Here is a 21,601-nt window from a genome sequence, read left to right as displayed (position 1 = left end):
CATTGGGATTAGTAAATTGCTACCCGGCCATCGAACACACGCGTCGCCGGGCCCACCATGATCAGCGCGCCCTCGGGGGACGGCCACTCAATGCTCAGTTCGCCGCCGGATAAATGCACGCGTACCGGGCTTTTTAACAGTCCTTGGCGAATACCGCTGGCCACGGCGGCACACGCCCCCGTACCACAGGCTAGTGTTTCGCCACTGCCGCGTTCAAACACCCGCAGACGGATTTCGCTAGCTGATAGTACCTGCATAAAGCCCACGTTCACCCGCTTGGGAAACCGTGGGTGCGCTTCAATGAGCGGGCCAAGGCGCTCGACAGGGGCGGCATCAACGTTATCAACCTGCAAGACCGCGTGGGGATTACCCATCGACACCACGCCCATCGCCAGCGTTTCGCCGTCTACCTCGACCTCGTGCAATGGCTTATCGCCCGGCGCGTCGAACGGTACTATGGCCGGATTAAAACGCGGCTGACCCATATCCACTCGCACCATGCCGTCGTGCTGCACGTTCAACACCAGTGGGCCGCCAGCGGTTTCCACACGGATCTCGTGCTTGTGGGTCAGGCGTTGCTCGCGGACAAAGCGTGCAAAGCAGCGCGCACCGTTACCGCAGTTTTCGACTTCGCTACCGTCGGCGTTGTAAATCCGATAGCGAAAATCCATGTCGGGGTCGCGGGGCGGCTCGACGATCAATAACTGATCAAAGCCAATCCCAAAGCGCCGGTCGGCCAGTTGGCGAATCTGCTCGTCACGCAGCCGGGCACGCTGGGTGACCAGATCAACCACCATAAAGTCATTGCCCAAGCCGTGCATTTTGGTGAAGTGCAGCAGCATCAGCAGGCTCCTTCGGGCAGCAGCGCTTCACCGGCCCACAGGCTTTCCAGCGTTTCACGCGCGCGCACCACGTAGCAGTGCTCGCCATCCACCATGACCTCGGCGGGCCGCGGGCGGCTGTTGTAGTTGGAGGCCATCACAAAACCATAGGCACCGGCAGAACGCACGGCGAGTAGGTCGCCGGGGGCAATCGCCAGCTCGCGCTCCTGGCCGAGAAAATCCCCCGTTTCGCAGACCGGGCCGACCACATCGTAGATGGCGGTTTCGCGCACCGGGCGCGTATCCACCGGTACAATGGCCTGCCACGCCTGATACAGCGCCGGGCGAATCAGATCGTTCATGGCGGCATCAACGATGGCGAAATTCTTGGTCTCGCCGGGTTTTAGGAACTCTACCCGCGTCAGCATGACCCCGGCGTTGGCGGCAATCGAACGGCCGGGTTCGAACAGCAGCGTGAGCCGTTCGCCGCCTTCCCAGCGCGACAGACGCGCAAGCAGCTGGCTGGCGTAATCAAATGGGTGGGGCGGAGTTTCATCACGGTAAGGCACACCGAGTCCGCCGCCCAAGTCCAGATGGTCAATCTCAATGCCACGCTCGCGCAGCCGCTCCATTAGCATCAACAACCGCTCCAGCGCATCGAGAAACGGCGCCGTCTCGGTAAGCTGCGAGCCGATATGGCAATCCAGCCCTTTAACCTGAAGATTAGGCAGACTCGCGGCCAGTTCATACACCGCCAGAGCATCGTCGATGGGAATACCAAACTTGTTGTCTTTTAGGCCGGTCGAAATATACGGGTGCGTGCCAGCATCTACGTCGGGATTGACCCGCAGCGATACCGGGGCCACCTGACCACGCTCACCGGCCACGGCGTTGAGCCGCTCAAGCTCGGGGCGCGACTCGACGTTAAAGCACTTAATGCCCACATCCAGCGCACGAGCCATTTCGTGTGCCTGCTTGGCGACGCCGGAAAACACCACTTTCGCTGGGTCGCCACCGGCTTTAAGAACCCGCTCAAGCTCGCCCACCGAGACAATATCAAACCCGGCGCCTAGCTTCGCTAAAAGCCCCAGTACGGCGATATTGGAGTTAGCTTTCACTGCGTAGCAAATCAAATGCGGATGGCTACCCAAGGCGTCGGTATAGGCGCGAAAATGCCGCGTCAGGGTCGCTTTTGAGTAGACATAGCAAGGTGTGCCGTAGTCCTCGGCAATCTGTTCAAGCGGCACTTCTTCGGCGTATAGCAGGCCATCACGGTAGTTAAAATGATCCACTTAGCCCTCCTGCTGAGTAGCATCGTCGTCGGGCAGATAGAGCGGCCCTTTTTGTCCGCAGCCAACAAGCAACAGCGCGACCACCGCGAGTAAAGCGATATTTTTCATTGCCCAGCCCCCTGCATTGAAGCCAGCGAATCGCGGGCGCGTTGGGCGGCAGCGCGCACCTGATCGGGGGCGGTGCCGCCGATATGGTTACGCGCGGCAACAGAGCCTTCCAGGGTTAACACCTCGAAAACATCCTGTTCGATGGTGTCGGAGAACTGCTTGAGCTCATCAAGGGTCATTTCCGACAGGTCTTTTTCGGTTTTTAAACCGTATGCCACCGATTGGCCAACGATTTCATGGGCATCGCGGAAGGCCACCCCTTTGCGTACCAGGTAGTCGGCCAAATCCGTGGCGGTGGAAAACCCACGCCGTGCAGCCTCAAGCATGCTGGCTTTTTTGGGCTCGATGGCCGGTACCATATCGGCAAAGGCTTTCAAGCAATCGCGTACGGTATCCACCGCATCGAAAAGCGGCTCTTTGTCTTCTTGGTTGTCTTTGTTATAGGCCAACGGTTGAGACTTCATCAGCGTGAGCAAGCTCATTAAATGGCCATAGATACGCCCGGTTTTGCCGCGCACCAGTTCGGGGACGTCGGGGTTTTTCTTCTGCGGCATGATCGACGAGCCGGTGCAGAAACGATCGGGTAGGTCGATAAAATCAAACTGGGCGCTGGTCCACAGCACCAGTTCTTCACTCATGCGCGACAGGTGCATCAACAGAATGCTGGCGAAACTGGTGAATTCGATAGCGAAATCGCGATCCGAGACGGCATCCAGCGAGTTTTCTGCCGGGCGCTCAAAGCCTAGCAGTTCTGCCGTCACATGGCGGTCGATGGGATAGGTGGTGCCGGCCAGGGCGGCGGCGCCCAGCGGCATCACGTTGACGCGCTTGCGGCAGTCCAATAAGCGCTCATGGTCGCGGGCAAGCATCTCCTGCCAGGCCAGCAAATGGTGGCCAAAAGTGACCGGCTGGGCCGTTTGCAGGTGGGTAAAACCGGGCATGATGGTCTCAGCTTCACGATCCGCCAGCTCGATCATGCCCTCGCGCAGGCGAACCAGCTCGGCTTCGATCACGTCGATTTCGTCGCGCATGAACAGGCGAATGTCGGTGGCCACTTGGTCGTTGCGCGAGCGGCCGGTATGCAGTTTTTTACCGGTGATGCCAATCTTTTCGGTCAGCCGCGCCTCAATATTCATGTGCACGTCTTCCAGCGGCACCGACCAGTCAAACTCGCCGCGTTCGATCTCGCCTTTAATCTCGCTCAGACCGGTGATAATCGCGTCGCGCTCATCGTCGGTCAGCACGCCCACCCGGGCCAGCATCGTCGCGTGGGCAATGGAGCCCTGAATATCCTGGCGCGCCAGGCGCTGATCAAAATTAACGGACGCGGTGAAGCGTTCAACAAAGGCATCGGTGGGCTCGCTAAAGCGACCGCCCCAAGACTGGTTCGTAGCTTGGCTCATCGGAGGCATATCCTGCTGACAAAACAATTAGAGTCGAATAGCAGAAAGTGTAACAGAGTCACCAACCCGAGCGGCACGCCGTTTTAGCGATCCGGCAACACGGCACTCGTCTGACGGGCCTGCCGCAACCGTGAGGGATGGCGAAACGCCTGCTGCACCATCACCCTGGGCGCGAGCGACACTGGTCAACTATAAGTGCCGTTGCTGCTCGCAGAGAAAACTTAGTAGCGCCTCCAGGGGCATCGGGCGGGCAAAATAGAAGCCTTGGAAATAGTCGCAAAGCTGTTGGCGCAAGTAGGCATACTGCGCGGCGGTTTCCACGCCTTCCACCAACACATCCAAATCCAGCTTGGCCGCCATAGTCAACACGCCTTCGACAATCGCCGCATCGCGGTGGTCGCTGACCACATCGTTAATAAACGAGCGGTCAATCTTGATTTTATTGATCGGCAGATGTTTCAGATAGCTAAGGCTCGAAAAACCAGTGCCAAAATCGTCCATGGCAATGTGAACGCCCAGCTGTCGCAAATCCTGCAACGCTTGAATCGCCTGCTCGGCGCTATCCATCAGCACCCCTTCGGTCAGCTCAAGCTCAAGCAAATCGGCGGCCAACCCGCTTTCTTCCAACACCAGCTGAATAGACGCTAAAAACCCCGGGCGCTGAAACTGCATGGGCGACACATTCACTGCCATGGTGATACGCCCCAAGCCCAGCCCATTTAGCTGTTTGGCCACCCGGCAGGCGGTGGTCAATACCCAATCGCTAATCGGGATGATCTGGCCGGTGTCTTCCGCCAAGGGGATAAAGTCGCCGGGGGAAACAAAGCCGCGCTCGGGGTGTTGCCAACGAATCAGCGCCTCTACGCCGATGACCCTACCGCTGGGCCCGTGTATTTGCGGTTGGAAATATAACTCGAATTCCTCCTGCTCAATGGCCTGTTGCAGCGCATTGCGTAGGCTGACTCGCTCGCTCACCTTACGGTTGAGGTCGTCGGTATACCATTGGCAGGTATTTCGCCCTCGCCGTTTAGCTTTGTACATCGCCAAATCGGCCTGCTGGATCAGTTGAAGCGGCTCGCTGATCAAGCCGTCGTTCATCGCCACCCCGATACTCGCGGTAATACGCAGTTCGCCGCCGCGCTGCCAGTAGGGGGTCGCCAACCGTTTGAGAATCCGCTCGACGACCTGGATGACGTCGTTTTCATGAGCCAGATCCGGCAGTAACACCACAAATTCATCGCCGCCAAAACGCGCGATGGTGTCCCAAGGGCGAAGCTCATCTTCAAGCCGCTTGGCTACTTCGACCAGAATGAAATCACCCACCTCATGCCCTAAGGTGTCGTTGATCGGTTTAAAGTCGTCTAAATCGATAAACAGCACGGCTAAATGACGCTGGTAGCGGCGTGCTACCAAACAGCCTTGCTCTAACCGCTGCGTCAGAAGCATCCGGTTGGGTAGCCCGGTGAGCGCATCATGGCTAGCGTTATAGGCCAGTTGAGCTTGGTATTCTCGCTGTTCGGAAATATCATTTTGTACGCCAACAAAATGGGTCACCTGGCCCAGGTCATCGCGCACCGGGGAAATGTACAGGTCATTCCAAAACGGCGCACCGCTACGCCGGTAGTTGCGAATCACCACGTGCACTTCGGACTCAGCCGCAATGCCCTGGCGGAGTTGCTTGACGGTGTTGGGGTCGGTGTCCTCGCCTTGCAAAAAGCGACAGTTGCGACCCAGCGCCTCCTGACGGCTATAGCCGGTAATCCGCTCGAAAGCGGTATTCGCATACACGATGGGGAGGTCATCATGGCCTGCATCGACAATCAACACACCATTGGTGCTTGATTCGACACTGCGCTCCAGCAGCTGCAGCTGGCGCTCGGTGGCTTTGCGTTGGGTAATATCCTGGGTGGAGCCCTGCACCCGAATTACGTTGCCGTCGCTATCGCATACCGCTTTGCCAATCACGCGTACCCAAAGCGGCTGATAATCGTGCGTAATGATTTCAAAGGTGTCGTCGAAGCTAATCCCGTGCTCACAGCAGGCATCGAAGTATGCTCTGATACGCGGCTGATAGGTGGGGGTATAAAACGCGATGGCTTCATCGATAGTCGGTTGAAAACCCGGCGCTACGCCATGGATATGGCACACCTCGTCGGACCAGATCGGCTTTCCCTCGTCCATATCAACATACCAACCACCGATTAACGCCGTCTTGCCGACAATCTCGAACAACTGCTGGGTACGCTTTAGATGTTCCTCTACACGCTTGCGCTCGGTAACCACACGCGCCACCACATAAACCACCCCCTCGCCAAGGGAAGGATCGACCTCTAACCAGTGCAGCGCCCTCGTCACCGATCGCGCACGCACCTCGAAGGCGGCGACATCGCGCCCCTCGACGATGCGCGCCAGCACCCCCTCAATGACGCCATGATCGCGCTCGTCAATCACCTTACCGCAGGGCTTGCCTAACAGCGCGTCGGCGGGGTAACCCAGCAAGGTCTCAAACGCAGGGTTCACTTGCAGCATTCGCCCATCTAGATCAATGCAGCAAAACAGATCATGTGAAAGCAAGAAAAATTGATCCAGCTGTCCATGCGGTCCAGCGGGTGTCATAGGGTATCCTGGGGCAATATCGCAAGGCGCATGTAAAGATCGTTCCTGATGGTGGTTATTTTTACTGCGTGGCCGGGTGCTTTATGATGGAACTATCATAATTAGACGCGCCGTGTTCGCGGCAATTAAGGAGTATAACGTGGCATCTATCACCAAACTACGCATCGCCACACGGAAAAGCCAATTGGCGATGTGGCAAGCGGAGCATGTACGCGACCGCCTGATGGCGGTGCACAGCGGGCTTGAGGTTGAGCTTGTGCCACTTTCGACCAAGGGCGACAAAATCCTCGATACGCCGCTTTCTAAGATTGGTGGCAAGGGGTTATTTGTTAAGGAGCTAGAAGACGCCATGCTGGATGGCCGCGCCGATATTGCGGTTCACTCCATGAAGGATGTCCCCATGCACTTCCCCGAGGGCCTGGGCCTGTCAGTGATTTTGGATGGCTCCGACCCTACCGATGCGTTTGTCTCCAACCATTACCAAAGCCTAGACGAACTGCCCGAAGGCGCACGGGTAGGCACGGCTAGCCTACGCCGCGGCCTACAAATGCGCGAGGCACGCCCCGACCTCACCATTTTGAACCTGCGCGGCAATGTGCAAACCCGTTTGGGCAAGCTGGATAGCGGCGAATTCGAGGCGATCATCTTAGCGACGTCCGGCCTCAAACGTCTCGGCCTTGACGACCGCATCGCCCAAGCGATGCCACCTGAAATTTGCTTGCCAGCCTGCGGCCAAGGCGCACTAGGCATCGAGTGCCGACTTCATGACCCTGAATTAATTGCACTTCTGGCGCCGCTAGACGATGCTAATACTGCCACCCGTGTGCGCGCGGAAAGAGCGATGAATACGCGCTTGGAAGGCGGCTGCCAAGTGCCCATTGCCGGCCATGCCGTGTTGGATCTTGAGCACGAAACAATGTGGCTACGTGGGCTGGTGGGCAATCCAGAAGGCACCAACGTGCTTCGCGCCGAAGATCGCGGCTCGATGCATGAACCCGAAGCGCTGGGCCTAAGGGTCGCCGAAGACCTGCTGGATCAAGGCGCCGGTAAGATCCTCGCCGAGGTCTACGGCAACGATATATGACGCTACCGGTGCTCATCACCCGGCCAGGGCCCCGCGGTGAGATACTCGCCGACGCCTTGCGTCGCGAAGGGGTGACGGTCGATACCCTGGAAGTCATGCAACTTGAGGCGCTGCCTGAAGACGCCACCATGCGCCAAGTATGGTTAGATATTGATCAGTACCATAAGATAGTGGTCGTAAGCCCCTTTGCCGCAGGGTGTTTAAGCGAGGCGCTTGATCGCTATTGGCCACAGCTGCCGGCTGGCATTGATTACTACAGCGTGGGGCAAAGTACTGCCGCAACACTTCACGACCAACTAGGGGTTCGCGTGCATGTTGCCCCGACAAGCGCTGGCGAAGACACCAGCGAGGCGTTGCTGGGTTTAGCGTCGCTCCAAGCGTTGACCCACCGGCGCGCATTAATCGTGGCAGGGGAAGGCGGACGTTCACTTTTAGCGGATACGCTTGCCGCGCGCGGAGCCCAGGTGACCCGCTTGGCGGTGTATCGACGCCGCTTACTGGTACCGTCAAGCACCATGCAAGCACGTCTCGCGGCGGGTGATTATCGGGCGTTGATCGTTACCAGCGGCGAACTCTTAGAACATCTGGCAAAATGGTGCCAACCGGCAGCGTTGAACCAACCGCTAATCGTTTCCAGTCGCCGTTTGGCTACACTGGCAGAAAGACTGGGGTTTTGTGCCCCCACCGTGGCGTCAGGAGCCACACCACCGGCGTTAATTGCCGCGTTGGCTCGGACCTAGACCCAGCGGGTGCCGATGTCGATCAAGGAACTTAATAAGGGCTAGCGACAGATGAGCAAACAAACAAACGATCAGGACGATACGCAGAAAAATGCGGCGGACACCGCCAGCGAGGACAATGCGGCCACGTCTCCATCCTCGCCAACCGGTGCCAACAGTCGCGGTGAAGAAACCCGCCCTGCCACCGATACCCCGGCCTCACCGTCGTCACAACCGCCTGCCTCTTCAACTAACAGTCAGCGCTCGCGGCGGCGCCAAAAAAGCGCCAAAAACAACGCGGCCCAAGACACCACTCAGCACAAACCCCAGAACACAGCTAAAGACAGCGCGCCAACCGCCAGCAAATCCAGTAGTGAGACAAATACCACGGCGTCGGCATCCAGCAAGCCAACGTCGACGTCATCTTCACAGGACACGCCTACCAACAGCGCTAACAACACGGCTGCTTCGTCCTCAACGTCGACATCCGGTGGCAAGCAAAGCACGCCGCCCCAAAACAACACCACCAGTGGTGGCGGCAAAGGCAAAAGCGTTTTCGCGATTATCTTGGTGCTGATACTGGCGGTGATCGTCGGCGTTATCGCTTGGCAGGGCTGGCTACGTTTAGAAGCCCAACAGCAGCGACTCAATGAGCTGACCCAGCGCGCCGAGAGCAGCGCATCACAGCAGGCTGTCGATGAGCTTGCGTCGCAAATTGAAAGCGGCGAAGCCGAGCGTGAGCAACAGCTTGATAGCACCGTGAGCGAACTGCGCAATGAGTTTGCCGACTATCGCAGCAACGTCGACGAGACCTTGGACAATGTCCTTGAGCAGCTCTCGCAAGAGCAAGAAACCGATGAACGCGACTGGCTACATGCCGAGGCCGCTTATTTACTTCGCCTAGCCAATCAGCGTTTACAGCTGGAGGGCGATGTTGAAGGCGCCGCCGCACTGCTGCGCACCGCTGATGCCCGCTTGGCAGATGCCGACAACCCCGCCTTAACGCCCGTACGTCGTGAGATCGCCAACGATTTAGCCGCACTTGACGCCGTTCCGCGCTTAGATCGCACCGGGGTTTATCTGGCGCTTAATGCCCAGCAAGAGCGTGTGGCCGGTTTGCGTCTTTCCCAAGAAGTGGAAGAGCGCGCCGTCACATCCAGTATCGAGCAGCCGCCTACCGGCACCTTCCAGCGTCAGCTGGCCCGCTTCGGCGAAGAGCTAAAAGACTTAGTGATGATCCGCCATCACGATGAGGCCCTTGAAACGCTGGTCACGCCGGAACAAGAGTCTTATCTGCGTCAAAGCCTGCGCTTAATCCTTGAGCAGGCCCAGTTAGCCCTGCTCAAAGAAGAGCAGGGGCTATATGAGGCGAGCATCGACAAGGCGCTTAATTTGCTCAACGGCTACTACGATACCTCGCGCGAGGAAGCCCAGCGCGTCATCGAACGCCTTGAGGAACTGAAGCAGAAGACCGTTGAACCCGAGCTGCCCGATATTAGCGGGTCACAGCAAGCCATGGCGGAATTTATCGAAAACCGTCACGAGTCGCGCCAGCAAGAGGGAGGTGAGTCATGAGAAAGCTCATCCTGCTGATTGTCGCCGGGCTCGCCGTTGGGGCACTGTTCGGTCACCTAATGATGTCGGTTCCCGGCTACTGGCTGATCCGTGTCGGTGATACGTCCGTACAAACCTCGTTCTGGTTCGGTCTGGTTCTACTGTTGGCTGCCTTCCTTGTGGTGCATTTTGTGTTGCGTTTACTAGGCGGCATGATTCGCCCGGTAGGTCGTTTCCGCACATGGAACAGCCGCGCCCGTAACCGCCGCGCGATGAAGCGCACCGAACGGGGGCTGGTGGCGATGACCGAAGGGCGCTGGAAACGCGCCGAAAAAACCCTGGTGAAAGCAGCGGACGACTCCAGTACGCCGCTGGTCAACTATCTCTCTGCGGCGCTGGCGGCGCACTATCAAGGCCACTACACCCAGTCCCAGGAGCATATCAATCAGGCCCAACTGACGACCGAAGGCGCCGATACCGCGATTGGTTTAATGCAAGCTCAGTTGTTGATTGATCGCCAGCAACCCGAGGAAGCGCTGGCCATTCTCAACCGGTTGGACAAACAGCTCCCCAACCATCCTCAGGTGCTCAAGCTGCTTAAGCAGGTCTTCTTGAGCGTCAACGACTGGGAAGGGTTACGCCGGTTGATTCCCCGTTTAGCCGCGCAAAAGCTGATCTCACAGCAGGAACGCGAGGAGCTTGAGTTTAAAGCCTATCGTGAGCTGATTATCTTCGAGGCCCAAAACCCTAACGATATCGAACGGGTACGCAGCCTTTGGGCCGACATGCCCGACTACCTGCGCGGCAAAACGGAACTCATCGTGCTGTATGCCGAAGCGTTGCTGCAAGCCAATGAAGACGCCATTGCCGAGCGATTGCTGAACCATTCCCTCGACCATCACTGGGATGCGCGTCTCGTCAAGCGTTACGGACTACTCAACGTTGACCCGGCACGCCAGCTCGCCAAGGCCGAAAAGTGGCTTCAAGAGCGGCCCAACGACCCCGAGCTACTGCTGACCTGCGGACGTCTTTCGTTACGCACCGGCAAGTGGGCCAAGGCGCAAGAGTACTTTGAGGCAAGCCAGCGTCAACGCCCCAGCGGCGTGGTCTGTGCCGAGCTTGCACGGCTTTATGCCAGCCTTGGCGAACACAACAAAAGCCAGCTGTACTACCGCCACAGCGTTGAGATGCTGGCCAAGTCTCTACCCTCGCTGCCTCAACCCAGCGATGCCAGCGACAGCCAACCGGGCAGCGGCAAAAAAGCCGCAAAGCGCGCTTAAAAGCCAGCTGGCCTTACGACCGCAAACGAAGAGGGTGCCTTACGGGCACCCTTTTTTATGTCATAATCAAAAAGCCCAGGCAACGCCTGGGCAAGGGGGATAAAGCGCTACAAACGGCTAGGGTTATTCGAGTTGTTCGTAGGGTAAAACAACGTAGTTTTCCGCAACCGTGGTCAGCCCCGCTTGAGAGCTGGTCACTTAGTCCAGTTCAGCCAACTGCATACGAGTGTTGCAATTTTCCTCTTCCGAAAAGTTGTGAAGCATGGAGGCCATCCACCAGGAAAAGCGCTCGGCTTTCTCCCGAGGCGATACCCTGGTGTTAATCCTACTGACTGACAGTGATTACCCGGCACTTCGCGGAATGGCTCACCTTATGGGATACGCTGCCAATTATGACGCCGCCCAAATCGCTTAAGCCGCGGCTTCCCATGACAATCGTGTCAACATCCAGCTCGTTAGCGGTTTCCAGGATAACTCTCACCGGATCACCTTGTGTTAGGCGTTTCTCAACCTGCGGGGCGCCTTGCTCACGCGCAGATGTCATCGCCTGCTCCAGCAATTGATCGCCTGCTTTCTCGCGCTCAGCGAGGGGGGCTGACGCATTGATCGCGCCAACCCCCCAGACCAATGTTGTTCCATACGCCAGCGCCTGGGGTATGTGCAACACATAAAGCGTCGCGTTATTGCTATCCATCAGCCTGCAAGCGATGGATAAGGCTTCCTTGGCATGTTCAGAACCATCGACGGGTACCAGAATACGGTTATACATAATAAAACCACCCTGTTGATACGTTTGTTGTGTTATTGCGTCGCTTACGTACGACACGCTTAATCGTTAACGAGCAAAAAATTGTATGATAAGGCCAGCAATTGACCTGATGCAGCTCTGGCGTTGTCCTAACAACCACTATAAACAGCCTGCTGCCAGCAAAATGATAAAACCAATATTGTTTAAGCAGCCGCTCATACCCAGGAGGTATCATGGAACTGCGCCATTTGAGGTACTTTTGTATTGTTGCAGAGGAGCTCAACCTCACCTGCGCAGCCGAGCGTCTGCACATGTCGCAACCGCCTCTATCCCGCCAAATCAAACAGCTGGAACAGGAAGTAGGCGCAGAATTATTTGAACGTAGCACCAGAGGCTTACGCCTGACTCCTGCAGGCCTATTCTTTCAGCAGCATGCACTACAAATACTGGAAAAAGTCGAAGTGACCATTGATGCCACGCGGCGGATGGCACGCAGCAAACGTCAGCTATTCGGTATTGGTTTTGTTCCCTCTGTGTTTTACGGCCAACTGCCGATGCTAGTGCGCGACTTACGCCAAAAGGATAATGTCGAGCTTTCCTTAGCGGAGCTCACTACTGTCCAACAAATTCAGGCCCTCAAGGCTGGCCGTATCGATATCGGGTTTGGCCGTTTACGTATCGATGACCCAGACGTCGAGCAAGAGATTCTTTTTAATGAGCCATTAATAGCTGCCTTGCCTAATGGCCACCCCTTGGAAGGCACGACCCCGAGCTGCGAGGAACTCGCACGCTACCCGCTGATTCTCTTCCCGGCCAAGCCTCGCCCGAGCATGGCGGACATGATACTTGGCATTTTCCGCCGACAGGGGCTAAAGGTAGAAGTCGTGCAAGAAGCCAACGAACTGCAAACGGCGCTCAGCCTGGTGGCCTCCGGCATCGGCATCACCCTGGTGCCCGAGCAGGTCAAGCGCGTTCAACGCGAAGGTATCACCTATATTACGTTGGCGGATAAATCCCTTGTTACTCCGGTGATCTGTAGTCGCCGTCGCGGTGAAGCGCCCTCCACGCTGATGCAGGAGGCGAACGCAATCTTAGAGGTGCTGGTTGAAAATCGCCGTTCCGGACGCTACCCCTAACCGTTTTTGACGACTACCGCAAACTTACGGACGCATCACCGCCACGGGGCAAGATGCCTCGTGGAGTATTTCGTGGCTCACGCTGCCTGCCACCACTTGCGAGAGGCCACTGCGCCCATGGGTTGTCATTGCAAGCATCGTGTTACGGCTAGCGGCTAAATAACTGACGATGGAGTCTGCCGGATCACCGTGCAACACTTCCCAGTCAACCTCTAGTGACTGTTCGTGTCCAACTCTTCGCGCCAATCCCTGCAAGTAGCTCGACTCGCTTACATCGGCATGGTCTAACGCTGTCGGTTTCCGAGACGCAGCGCTATCAAGAACCTGCAGCAACTGCAAACGCGCCTTAAGCCGTTTAGCAAGCGCTGCCGCAAAAGGTAGAATCCGCTCGGAAAGCTTGGATCCATCTACACAGACTGCCAGCAACTCGACTCGCTGATGCTTGATCGCATCATAGCGAGGCCCGCACAAATAGACTGGACGATGCGCCCGGCGTACTACGCCCGCCGTGACACTGCCAATCAGCATCTCCGGCACTGGGCGACGCCCATGGGCCATCATGCATAACCCCGTATGCTCACCGCCAGCCAGTTCACCGAGATAGGCTTTGGCACTGTCATGCACCACCACCTCCAGCGCTGTCTCGTCGAGCTGATAAACCGACAAGTGCGGTTTCAGGGCGGAATACCTAGCGGCACTCCCTTCCTGGGTTGGCACAACTGAAACGATGCTTAGAGATGCGTCGAGCTGTTCGGCAAACGACTTGCCAAACGCCATCGCGCGCAGTGAATCCTCACTATCATCTATCGCCACATAGATCTTATCCATGATGCCCCTCCTGAAACCGCCACACTGTTAAACTTGTTTTTGCGTTTTTTCCTGTGACGACGAAAAACGCCGATGCAATAAGTTATAGGCAAGTGCACCTACAACCACGCCCCAAAAAGCCGAGCCCAGCCCTAAAAAGCTAATGCCCGATGCCGTCGCAATGAAGGTAATAACCGAGGCTTCGAGATGATCTTTATGGGCAGCAAAGGAGCTCAGGTTGCTGGTAATCGCACCAATCAGCGCCAAGCCCGCCAGCACTGCAACGAACTCTCCTGGCAATGAGGTAAACAGCGCCACGATCGTGCCAGCGAAGGTGCCGCCAATCAGATAGAAAGCCCCGTTGGCCACGCCAGCAACATAGCGCTTATCCGGGTCTTTGTGGGCTTCCTTGCTGGTGCAGATCGCCGCTGTAATTGCCGCAATCACCGTCGTGATACCACCAAAAAAAGCAGTAATAATGGAAGTTAAGCTGGCCACGGTGACAATCGGCTTGGCCGGAGTTGAATAGCCGGACGTACGTAAAATCGCCATGCCGGGCAGAAACTGGCCAGTCAGACTGACCAATACCAGCGGAATCGCCAGGCTCAGGGTGGCATTCCACGTCCACTCAGGACGAATGAACTGCGGCTCGGCCAGTTGGATAGAGACGCCCTCCAAACTGGCCCCCTCCAACCCTACCGCCAACATAACGCCAACCACCAGCAGCAACACCAGGCTGTAGCGCGGCGTCAAGCGTTTGAAGACCAGATAGGCAATGATCATGCTAATCGCCAATGCTGGTACGCTTTCCAATGAATCAAACACCCCTACGCCAAACTGAAACAGAATGCCTGCCATCATCGCACTGGCAATACCCGGCGGGATCATTTGGATAATTCGATCAAAAGAGCCGGTAATACCAATCACGAAAATCACGATCGCCGCGGTCAAATATGCCCCCACCGCTTCATTGAGCGACAACCCTGGAAACAAGGTCACCAGCAACGCCGTGCCCGGGGCAGACCAGGCAGTCACCACCGGCACCTTCAACCAGAGGCTTAGCAGAATCCCCGATATTGCAGCTCCTATCGAGATCGCCCAGACCCACGAGGTCATCATCGCGTTGGATATATCCGCGCTCTGAGCCGCCTGGAAAAAGATCGCGAGCGGGCCGGAATATGAGACGAGCACCGCTACGAAACCGGCGGTGACCGCAGGTATCGAGGCGTCCTTTAGAAATTGCATACCAAAAATCCCGAGAGTTAGTGGATATTATCGCTCATCAATTGACGCTGGCAGACTTGCGCCTGCCAGCTCCATTTCAGGCAACGCCTAGATGCGTCTCAAGGATGGAAGGATCATCCTTTAACCCCTGGCTTCCTCCGCTGTAGACCACTTCCCCCTTCACTAACAGCAGGTGCTTCTCAGCCACTTTCAGCAAATGATCGATATTTTTATCGACGATAATCGTGGCGATACCCGACGCCTTTATTTCATGGATAATTTTCCATATTTCGTCGCGGATCAGGGGAGCCAACCCTTCCGTTGCCTCATCGAGAATCATTAGATCTGGGTTGGTGGTCAGCGCCCGGCCAATTGAAAGCATCTGCTGTTCTCCGCCAGAGAGAAAAGAACCATCGTGGTTGATACGCTGCCCAAGCCTCGGGAACGTATCCAGGACGCGTCCCAACGTCCAGGAGTTCTCCCCGCTCTCGTTGGGTCGTGCCGCCATAATCAAGTGTTCACGTACACTGATACCGGGAAAAATACCCCGCCCTTCCGGTACGTAGCCAACCCCCTGGCGAATCAGCTGCCAGGGACGTCGCTTCGCAGTGGAAACCCCCTTGATAAAGACCTCGCCTCGTCGCGGCGGCACAAAACCAAGAATCGACTTCAGCGTGGTGGTTTTGCCCATGCCGTTTCTTCCAAGGAGGCTTAACGTTTCACCCGGCATCAGGGTCAAATCCACGCCGTGTAAAATGTGGCTCTCACCGTAATACGTATGCAGCCCGCGGGCATCGATCAGCGGTGTTGTAGAATGTGCTTCCGTCATGCCGTCACCTCCTCGTCATGACGTCCAAGATAGACATCGCGAACCTTTTCACTCGTGCGAATTTGCTCGGTCGGGCCGCTCTCTAATACGCTGCCATCGACCATGACAGTGATCCGATCCGCCAAGCGAAATACCGAGTCCATATCATGCTCTATCAACACCAGGGTATAGCGATCCGTTAAGCTCGCGAGTAGCTCGGTTACCTGAGCAGTTTCCTCTCGGCCCATTCCCGCCATTGGTTCGTCAAGAAGCATCAGTGACGGTGCTGTCGCGAGCACCATGGCAATCTGCAACTGGCGCTGCTCGCCATAGCTCATAGCAGCCGCAGGGATATAGGCTCGGTGAGTTAGCCGACACGTCTCCAACATCTCCATTGCACGTTCGCTTACCGCGTGTGCCCGCAGCCGGGAACGCCAGCTACCAAAGACACCTCCCATGTGGATGCGCGCCGCCAACTCACAGTTTTGCAAACAGCTAAGTCGCGGAAAGATATTTGTTTTCTGGTGGCTACGACCGATCCCCATACGGGCGATCTGACGCATGCTCTTGCCTTGAATCGATTGTCCCCGATACAGCACTTCGCCTTCAGAGGGCGGAATCTCACCAGAGAGCAGGTTAATCAGTGTGCTTTTACCCGCGCCATTGGGCCCCAGAATGGCGTGGATCTCATTGGAGGCCACGTCGAAATCCACTTCATTGACCGCCACCAAGCCACCAAATCGACGGGTAAGGCCATGAGTGGCTAATATCGTTTTATCTTGCATGATTAGCCCTCTTTTCTCGGCGTGGTGGATTGCACTGCCTCTGACGCCTGCTCTTTCTTGGCTGCCGGTGCATCGTCGTTGTTACGCTTTCGCTGCCAAGGGGGAGCGATAATCAAACCTGCAATACCTCGTGGTAGTACCAGTACTGCCGCGATAATGGTCAGTCCCATCAGGATCGGCCAATGAGTAGTGGCATGCTCATAGATAAAGAGCAGAATTTCGTAGGCGAAGGCGCCTAAAATGGGACCAAAGATGGTACCCATGCCGCCTAAAATCAGCATCATTAGCACTTCACCGGAGGTGTGCCAGCCTAGCTGCGCCGGATTAGCGAAGCCGTACTGCATCGCCGCCAACATCCCGGCAATCGCCGCCATTACTCCAGCGATAACAAAAGCAATCAGTTTATAACCGCTGGTGGCGTAACCTAATGCCTGCATACGGTGCTCGTTGTCATGAATACCATCGAGCACTTGTCCGAAGTAGGAGCGGGTCAGCCAGCGTAGAAAGAAGTAACCGATCAGCAGCATACCCAGACAGAAGTAAAAAAAGCTGTAAGGGTTATCAAGATCCACTAGCGTGCGCTCACCTATCGCCAAGCTGGGACGGAACATTATAAAAACCCCATCAGTCCCTCCCGCGAACTGGGAAGTACTAATGAAGTAGTAAAGCATCTGCCCAAACGCCAGGGTCGTCATGATAAAGAAGATGCCTTTGGTTCGGATCACTAATACACCTATGAATAATCCGATAGAAGCCGAGACGCCCATGACAAGAGGCAGCATCCACCACATCGATGCTGGACTAAAGTCGGGACTGGCTAACGCCAGCGTGTAAGCACCCAGCCCAAAGAAAAGCGCATGCCCCAGGCTTACTAAGCCCACGATTCCGACCAATAAATCCAGACTCATGGCGAACAGCGCCAGAATCAGCATTAATGTCAGCTTTTCTAGCATGAAGTTGGCCTGGGTACCGAATACCGCTTCTCCCCATAGAGGAAAAGCTGCCACCAAAGCCGTCAATATCAGCATGATGATCGCAACGCGCTTGGGATATCTATGTAACATGTCTTATTCTCCTCACGCGAAAAGACCGCGCGGTTTCACCAGCAACACCGCCGCCATAATCAAGTAGATCACCATGCTGGCGAGACTCGGAATTAGCACCGCACCAAAGGTAGTGGCCATACCAATGATAATGGCTCCCCAAAATGCCCCTTTAATGGAACCAATACCGCCGATGACGACGACCACAAAACAAGTGATAAGGATGTTATCGCCCATTCCTGGCGCGATGGAGGTAAGCGGTGCGGCGATCATTCCCGCGAAGGCGGTTAGCGCAACACCTACGCTAAAGATAAGCGTAAAGAGGGTGCGGACATTTATTCCCAAACCTTCAACCATGTCGCGATTAACGGCGCCGGCGCGAATGATGATGCCCAGCTTTGTATGGCGGATAACCCAATAAATCACCCCGGCCAATGCTAAGCAGACACCCATCACAAAGAGGCGATATACCGAGTACTGTAAGTTGTCTGTCAGTTGGATACTGGCATCAAACGGTGCGGGCACTGGAACACGATGGACATCGCCACCCCAAATAATGCGCTGCGCTTCGTTGAGTACTAATATCAGTCCGAAGGTCAACAGCACTTGGTAAAGGTGGTCGCGCTTATACAGCGTATCGAGAAACAGGCGCTCAATGATGAGCCCCAGTGCAATCGCTATGGGAATAGCGACCATAATGGCCAGCCAAAAATTGCCCAACCGCAAGTTAAGGTCGTAAACCAAATAGGCACCGATCATATACATGGCACCGTGGGCTAGATTAATGATTCCCATAATGCCGAATATCAAAGTCAACCCGCTGGCAATCAAAAAAAGCAGCAGGCCATACTGCAGACCGTTAAGTAGCTGTACGCTGAAAAATGCGAGATCCATAAGATCCCTCCGAGAATCAGAATGAGGGGCGGGCTACACCCGCCCCATAATGCATAAAGATGCTGTTACATCTGGCAGGCTTCATCGGGTACTTCTAGATTCTCGTGAGCGATGCTAACGACTTCGTGCTTTCCGTCTCTAATCTCACGAAGGTAGACATTTTGAATGGGATGGTGGGAGTCGGAGAAGCTTAACGGCCCACGTGGACTTTCCAATTCCACATTGGCCAATACGTCTATCAAGCGCTCTTGATCTGAGGTATCGCCATCCAGTTCAGAGAGTCCCTGCACCAACATCATGCCCGTATCATAGCCCTGCACGGCATAGGTATCAGGCATTTCACCATAGGCATTTTCATAGGCGGAAACGAACGCTTGGTTCGCGTCATTATCGAGAGTCTCAGCGTAGTGCAGCGTAGTCATTACCCCTTCGCCAGCATCACCTAAGGCGGTTAAATTACCTTCGGTAAGAAAGCCTGATCCTAGTAGCGGTATGCTTTCTTTCAAACCCGCTGCGGCATAATCCTTAACAAAACTCACACCACCACCACCTGCAAAGAAGGTGTATACAGCGTCTGGCTCAAGGCTAGCTATTTGCGTCAAGTAGCTCTGAAATTCGGTGCTTGGGAAAGGCACTAAAATTTGTTCGACGATCTCACCACCCTCAGCGGTAAAAGCCTCTTCAAAACCCGCTAGATCTTCCTTTCCACCAGCATAATCCCAGGTAATGGTCACAATCTTGCGATGCCCTTGATCGTAAGCCACTTTGCCCATTGGATAGCTGTCTTGCCACATACTGAACGAGGTACGGAAAACGTTCGGCATGCAGAGTTCATTAGTGGCTGCACCCAATCCCGCGTTAGGAATGATCGTGATCGCACCGGACTGTTTAGCCACTCGCAGCATGCCCATGGCAACGCCTGAGTGTACGGGCCCAATCACGAAGTCAACCTTATCCCCGTTAACTAGACGACTCATGTTCTGGGGTGCTTTGGATGGATCAGCCTCCGAATCAAGCTCGATGTACTCCACCTCACGGCCACCCAACTGACCGCCCTCTTGTTCAATGGCCAGTTTCAAGCCATTAGTAATGGCTTCCCCAAGCGCCGTATAGGTACCTGAGTAAGGAAGCATCAAACCGAGTTTCACCGGATCTTCATTGGCGACGACACTACCTGCTGACAGTATGGCAGTAGCGCTAAGCAGAGTTGCTAGGGAGGTCTTTTTAAATGTTTTCATTACGTCTTCACCAGGGTTCAGTTGTTGTTAAGTTGTTTTTGCCACCTAGATATCGCTTCAGACGATATCTAGGTAAGCGACATCCCTGTCTCATCAATATCGATCACACGTGATAGACGTCGATGACTTGATGGATATAGTCGTTGTTCAGCTGCACGACTTTTCTTGTGATCAGCGGCGTCTCACCCGAGACGTCCAGGCGGTAAAACGACGTGCCGAAGAAGCTGTCGGTCTTCTTGTAGCGGTGGTTGAGCGTGTGCCAGTTGAACCGTAGCTCGACCGTGTCACCGTCTTGCGACAGGATCTCCAGATTGTTCACCTGATGCGTGGTGCGCGGTTCCGGCGTGCTCGCCCCGCTGCGCTCGGTCTTGATGCGATACACGCGATCTTCCAACCCTTCGCGGTTGGGGTAGTAGATCAGCGAGATCTCGCTGTGTGGGTCGCGGGTGAGCTGGTCGTCGTCGTCCCAGGCGGGCATCCAGAACTCGGCGTCCTTGCGATACAGCGCGAGCCACTCGTCCCACTCCCGGTCGTCCAGCAGCCGCGCTTCGCGGTACAGGAAGGCTTGGATGTCGTGATAGCTAATGCTCATGTCACTTCTCTCCTCTTTATCAGGCGCTGGACGCTTAGGCAGTCTCGGTGGCGATAAACTGGCTACGCTCTTTGTCGATCGCGCGCAGCATTTCGTCGACCCAGTGCTTGTGGTGCATCACGTAGAGGCCTTCGTCTTCCGGTGAGGCGCCGCTGAGCAGGGGTTTCATGTCGATGGCCTGGGCGTTTTCATCCGCGCCTTCGACCCATTGCTTGGCCCCGCGGGAGAGGTCGTTCCATTCGGCCAGCGCCCCGTTGTAGCCTTCTTGGCAGGCACGGAACTCTTCCAGGTCGTCGGGGGTGCCCATGCCGGAGACGTTGAAGAAGTCTTCGTACTGGCGGATACGCACTTCGCGGTTTTCAGCGGATTCGCCTTTGGGTGCGAAGCAGTAGATGGTGACTTCGGTTTTGTTGACGTCGATGGGGCGCAACACGCGGATTTGCGTGGAGAACTGGTCCATCAGGTAGACGTTAGGGTAGAGGCAGAGGTTGCGCGTCTGGTTGACGATCGAGTCGGCACGCGCCTCGCCCAGCTGTTCCTGGATCCAGTCTTTGTGCTGGTAGACCGGGCGGACTTCGGGGTTGAGCAGCCGGGTCCACAGCATCATGTGGCCGTTGTCGTAGGAGTAGAAGCCGCCTTTGCTCTTCGACCAGCCATCGGCGTCCACGGCTTTGGTGCCGCCGGCGTCGTAGTTGCGGCGTTCCATGGTGGAGGCGTAGTTCCAGTGCACGGAGCTGACGTGGTAGCCGTCGGCACCGTTTTCGGCTTGGAGCTTCCAGTTGCCGGTGTAGGTGTACGACGAGGTGCCGCGCAGGATCTCGAGGCCTTCCGGTGCCTGGTCGACGATGTTGTCGATGACCTTGGTGGTTTCGCCAAGGTGTTGTTCGAGCGGTTGTACGTCATCGCTGAGGCTGCCGAACAGGAAGCCTTTGTAGTTCTCAAAGCGCGGCAGGCGCTTGAGGTTGTGGGAGCCATCCTGCTTGAAGTTGTCGGGATAGGCGCCGGTCTTTTCGTTTTTGGCCTTGAGCAGTTGGCCGTCGTTTTTGAACGTCCAGCCGTGGAACGGGCAGGTGAAGGTGCCCTTGTTACCGCGCTTGCGGCGGCACAGGGTGGCGCCGCGATGGGCACAGGCGTTGATCAGACCATGCAGTTCGCCTTGCTTGTCGCGGGTGATGATCACCGGCTGGCGGCCCATGGTGACGGTCATGTAGTCACCGGGCTCACTGACTTGGCTTTCATGCGCCAGGAACAGCCAGTTGCCTTCGAAGATGTGCTTGAGTTCGAGTTCGAAGAACTCGGGGTCGGTGAACATGCTGCGGTGGCAGCGGAAGATGCCTTGTTCGGGGTCGTCTTGGACGGCGCCGCGAACGCGGGCTGCGAGTTGATCAAGCTTAATGGTCATGATCTCTCTCCTCTCTTTTATGCATCACCCCCGCAGGGGTGGCGCTG

At 56.1% G+C, this 21,601-nt stretch carries 19 protein-coding genes and 1 pseudogene; 5 read left to right on the top strand and 15 right to left on the bottom strand.

Annotated features, from left to right (window positions below):
- Positions 1-8 precede the first annotated feature (8 nt).
- The 5 genes from dapF to BLR97_RS00920 form a co-directional block, all read right to left on the bottom strand.
- Entirely contained in the window at positions 9-842 is an 834-nt protein-coding gene (gene dapF, locus BLR97_RS00940; RefSeq protein ID WP_089701559.1) for a diaminopimelate epimerase, read from the bottom strand.
- Positions 842-2,113 carry a diaminopimelate decarboxylase gene (lysA, locus tag BLR97_RS00935; protein ID WP_089701557.1) on the bottom strand — a complete coding sequence of 424 codons (1,272 nt, stop codon included), beginning with the start codon at positions 2,111-2,113 and terminating at the stop codon, positions 842-844. The genes dapF and lysA overlap by 1 nt, the downstream gene beginning before the upstream one ends.
- Entirely contained in the window at positions 2,114-2,221 is a 108-nt protein-coding gene (gene lptM / locus BLR97_RS00930; RefSeq protein ID WP_089701556.1) for an LPS translocon maturation chaperone LptM, read from the bottom strand. It lies immediately after the preceding gene.
- Positions 2,218-3,624 carry an argininosuccinate lyase gene (gene argH, locus BLR97_RS00925; protein ID WP_089701554.1) on the bottom strand — a complete coding sequence of 469 codons (1,407 nt, stop codon included), beginning with the start codon at positions 3,622-3,624 and terminating at the stop codon, positions 2,218-2,220. The genes lptM and argH overlap by 4 nt, the downstream gene beginning before the upstream one ends.
- Positions 3,625-3,813: 189 nt before the next feature.
- Positions 3,814-6,240: a bifunctional diguanylate cyclase/phosphodiesterase gene (locus tag BLR97_RS00920; protein WP_089701552.1), complete on the bottom strand. Its 2,427-nt coding sequence runs from the start codon at positions 6,238-6,240 to the stop codon at positions 3,814-3,816.
- A gap of 139 nt (positions 6,241-6,379) precedes the next feature.
- On the opposite strand from BLR97_RS00920, the gene hemC reads away from it, so the two are divergent.
- From hemC to BLR97_RS00900, 4 genes and pseudogenes are all read left to right on the top strand, one after another.
- Complete coding sequence (gene hemC, locus BLR97_RS00915; RefSeq protein ID WP_089701550.1) at positions 6,380-7,324, top strand: hydroxymethylbilane synthase; 945 nt, start codon at positions 6,380-6,382, stop codon at positions 7,322-7,324.
- Positions 7,321-8,099 (top strand): annotated as a pseudogene (locus tag BLR97_RS00910) (uroporphyrinogen-III synthase). Before hemC ends, BLR97_RS00910 begins: the two are co-directional and overlap by 4 nt.
- Positions 8,100-8,115: 16 nt before the next feature.
- Positions 8,116-9,618: a uroporphyrinogen-III C-methyltransferase gene (locus BLR97_RS00905; RefSeq protein ID WP_089701549.1), complete on the top strand. Its 1,503-nt coding sequence runs from the start codon at positions 8,116-8,118 to the stop codon at positions 9,616-9,618.
- Positions 9,615-10,877, top strand: a complete 1,263-nt coding sequence (locus BLR97_RS00900; protein WP_089701547.1) for a heme biosynthesis HemY N-terminal domain-containing protein — start codon at positions 9,615-9,617, stop codon at positions 10,875-10,877. The genes BLR97_RS00905 and BLR97_RS00900 overlap by 4 nt, the downstream gene beginning before the upstream one ends.
- 325 nt (positions 10,878-11,202) lie before the next feature.
- Here the strand turns inward: BLR97_RS00900 and BLR97_RS00895 are convergent, their stop codons facing one another.
- Positions 11,203-11,646, bottom strand: coding sequence for a universal stress protein (locus tag BLR97_RS00895; RefSeq protein ID WP_089701545.1), 444 nt, complete (start codon positions 11,644-11,646; stop codon positions 11,203-11,205).
- Positions 11,647-11,858: 212 nt separating this feature from the next.
- Between BLR97_RS00895 and BLR97_RS00890 the strand changes: the two genes are divergently transcribed.
- Positions 11,859-12,761, top strand: coding sequence for a LysR family transcriptional regulator (locus tag BLR97_RS00890; protein ID WP_089701543.1), 903 nt, complete (start codon positions 11,859-11,861; stop codon positions 12,759-12,761).
- A gap of 24 nt (positions 12,762-12,785) precedes the next feature.
- Here BLR97_RS00890 and BLR97_RS00885 read toward each other — a convergent pair whose 3' ends face one another.
- From BLR97_RS00885 to BLR97_RS00845, 9 genes are all read right to left on the bottom strand, one after another.
- A complete protein-coding gene (locus BLR97_RS00885; RefSeq protein ID WP_089701541.1) occupies positions 12,786-13,589 on the bottom strand; it encodes a universal stress protein in 804 nt (267 codons plus the stop codon).
- Positions 13,590-13,616: 27 nt separating this feature from the next.
- Positions 13,617-14,813, bottom strand: a complete 1,197-nt coding sequence (locus BLR97_RS00880; protein ID WP_089701539.1) for a benzoate/H(+) symporter BenE family transporter — start codon at positions 14,811-14,813, stop codon at positions 13,617-13,619.
- 76 nt (positions 14,814-14,889) lie between these two features.
- Positions 14,890-15,621 (bottom strand): ABC transporter ATP-binding protein, encoded by a 732-nt coding sequence (locus tag BLR97_RS00875; RefSeq protein ID WP_089701537.1) that lies wholly within the window; start codon positions 15,619-15,621, stop codon positions 14,890-14,892.
- Entirely contained in the window at positions 15,618-16,385 is a 768-nt protein-coding gene (locus BLR97_RS00870) for an ABC transporter ATP-binding protein (RefSeq protein ID WP_089701535.1), read from the bottom strand. The genes BLR97_RS00875 and BLR97_RS00870 overlap by 4 nt, the downstream gene beginning before the upstream one ends.
- Positions 16,386-16,387: 2 nt before the next feature.
- Complete coding sequence (locus BLR97_RS00865) at positions 16,388-17,449, bottom strand: branched-chain amino acid ABC transporter permease (RefSeq protein WP_089701533.1); 1,062 nt, start codon at positions 17,447-17,449, stop codon at positions 16,388-16,390.
- A 12-nt stretch (positions 17,450-17,461) separates the two neighbouring features.
- Complete coding sequence (locus BLR97_RS00860; RefSeq protein ID WP_089701531.1) at positions 17,462-18,322, bottom strand: branched-chain amino acid ABC transporter permease; 861 nt, start codon at positions 18,320-18,322, stop codon at positions 17,462-17,464.
- 65 nt (positions 18,323-18,387) lie between these two features.
- A complete protein-coding gene (locus BLR97_RS00855; RefSeq protein ID WP_089701529.1) occupies positions 18,388-19,560 on the bottom strand; it encodes an ABC transporter substrate-binding protein in 1,173 nt (390 codons plus the stop codon).
- A 103-nt stretch (positions 19,561-19,663) separates the two neighbouring features.
- Positions 19,664-20,152 (bottom strand): benzoate 1,2-dioxygenase small subunit, encoded by a 489-nt coding sequence (gene benB / locus BLR97_RS00850; RefSeq protein WP_089701527.1) that lies wholly within the window; start codon positions 20,150-20,152, stop codon positions 19,664-19,666.
- Positions 20,153-20,186: 34 nt separating this feature from the next.
- Positions 20,187-21,554, bottom strand: coding sequence for a Rieske 2Fe-2S domain-containing protein (locus BLR97_RS00845; protein ID WP_089701525.1), 1,368 nt, complete (start codon positions 21,552-21,554; stop codon positions 20,187-20,189).
- Between the last annotated feature and the right edge of the window lie 47 nt (positions 21,555-21,601).

Source organism: Vreelandella arcis (genome assembly GCF_900103865.1).
Lineage (GTDB): Bacteria > Pseudomonadota > Gammaproteobacteria > Pseudomonadales > Halomonadaceae > Vreelandella > Vreelandella arcis.
This window is presented reverse-complemented; position numbering and strand designations above follow the sequence as displayed.

Excerpts from the sequence above, each read along its gene's own strand:
- dapF (WP_089701559.1), bottom strand. The coding sequence starts at position 842 with ATGCTGCTGCACTTCACCAAAATGCACGGCTTGGGCAATGACTTTATG.
- lptM (WP_089701556.1), bottom strand. The coding sequence starts at position 2,221 with ATGAAAAATATCGCTTTACTCGCGGTGGTCGCGCTGTTGCTTGTTGGC.
- argH (WP_089701554.1), bottom strand. The coding sequence starts at position 3,624 with ATGAGCCAAGCTACGAACCAGTCTTGGGGCGGTCGCTTTAGCGAGCCC.
- BLR97_RS00920 (WP_089701552.1), bottom strand. The coding sequence starts at position 6,240 with ATGACACCCGCTGGACCGCATGGACAGCTGGATCAATTTTTCTTGCTT.
- BLR97_RS00905 (WP_089701549.1), top strand. The coding sequence starts at position 8,116 with ATGAGCAAACAAACAAACGATCAGGACGATACGCAGAAAAATGCGGCG.
- BLR97_RS00900 (WP_089701547.1), top strand. The coding sequence starts at position 9,615 with ATGAGAAAGCTCATCCTGCTGATTGTCGCCGGGCTCGCCGTTGGGGCA.
- BLR97_RS00895 (WP_089701545.1), bottom strand. The coding sequence starts at position 11,646 with ATGTATAACCGTATTCTGGTACCCGTCGATGGTTCTGAACATGCCAAG.
- BLR97_RS00890 (WP_089701543.1), top strand. The coding sequence starts at position 11,859 with ATGGAACTGCGCCATTTGAGGTACTTTTGTATTGTTGCAGAGGAGCTC.
- BLR97_RS00885 (WP_089701541.1), bottom strand. The coding sequence starts at position 13,589 with ATGGATAAGATCTATGTGGCGATAGATGATAGTGAGGATTCACTGCGC.
- BLR97_RS00880 (WP_089701539.1), bottom strand. The coding sequence starts at position 14,813 with ATGCAATTTCTAAAGGACGCCTCGATACCTGCGGTCACCGCCGGTTTC.
- BLR97_RS00875 (WP_089701537.1), bottom strand. The coding sequence starts at position 15,621 with ATGACGGAAGCACATTCTACAACACCGCTGATCGATGCCCGCGGGCTG.
- BLR97_RS00870 (WP_089701535.1), bottom strand. The coding sequence starts at position 16,385 with ATGCAAGATAAAACGATATTAGCCACTCATGGCCTTACCCGTCGATTT.
- BLR97_RS00865 (WP_089701533.1), bottom strand. The coding sequence starts at position 17,449 with ATGTTACATAGATATCCCAAGCGCGTTGCGATCATCATGCTGATATTG.
- BLR97_RS00860 (WP_089701531.1), bottom strand. The coding sequence starts at position 18,322 with ATGGATCTCGCATTTTTCAGCGTACAGCTACTTAACGGTCTGCAGTAT.
- BLR97_RS00855 (WP_089701529.1), bottom strand. The coding sequence starts at position 19,560 with ATGAAAACATTTAAAAAGACCTCCCTAGCAACTCTGCTTAGCGCTACT.
- benB (WP_089701527.1), bottom strand. The coding sequence starts at position 20,152 with ATGAGCATTAGCTATCACGACATCCAAGCCTTCCTGTACCGCGAAGCG.
- BLR97_RS00845 (WP_089701525.1), bottom strand. The coding sequence starts at position 21,554 with ATGACCATTAAGCTTGATCAACTCGCAGCCCGCGTTCGCGGCGCCGTC.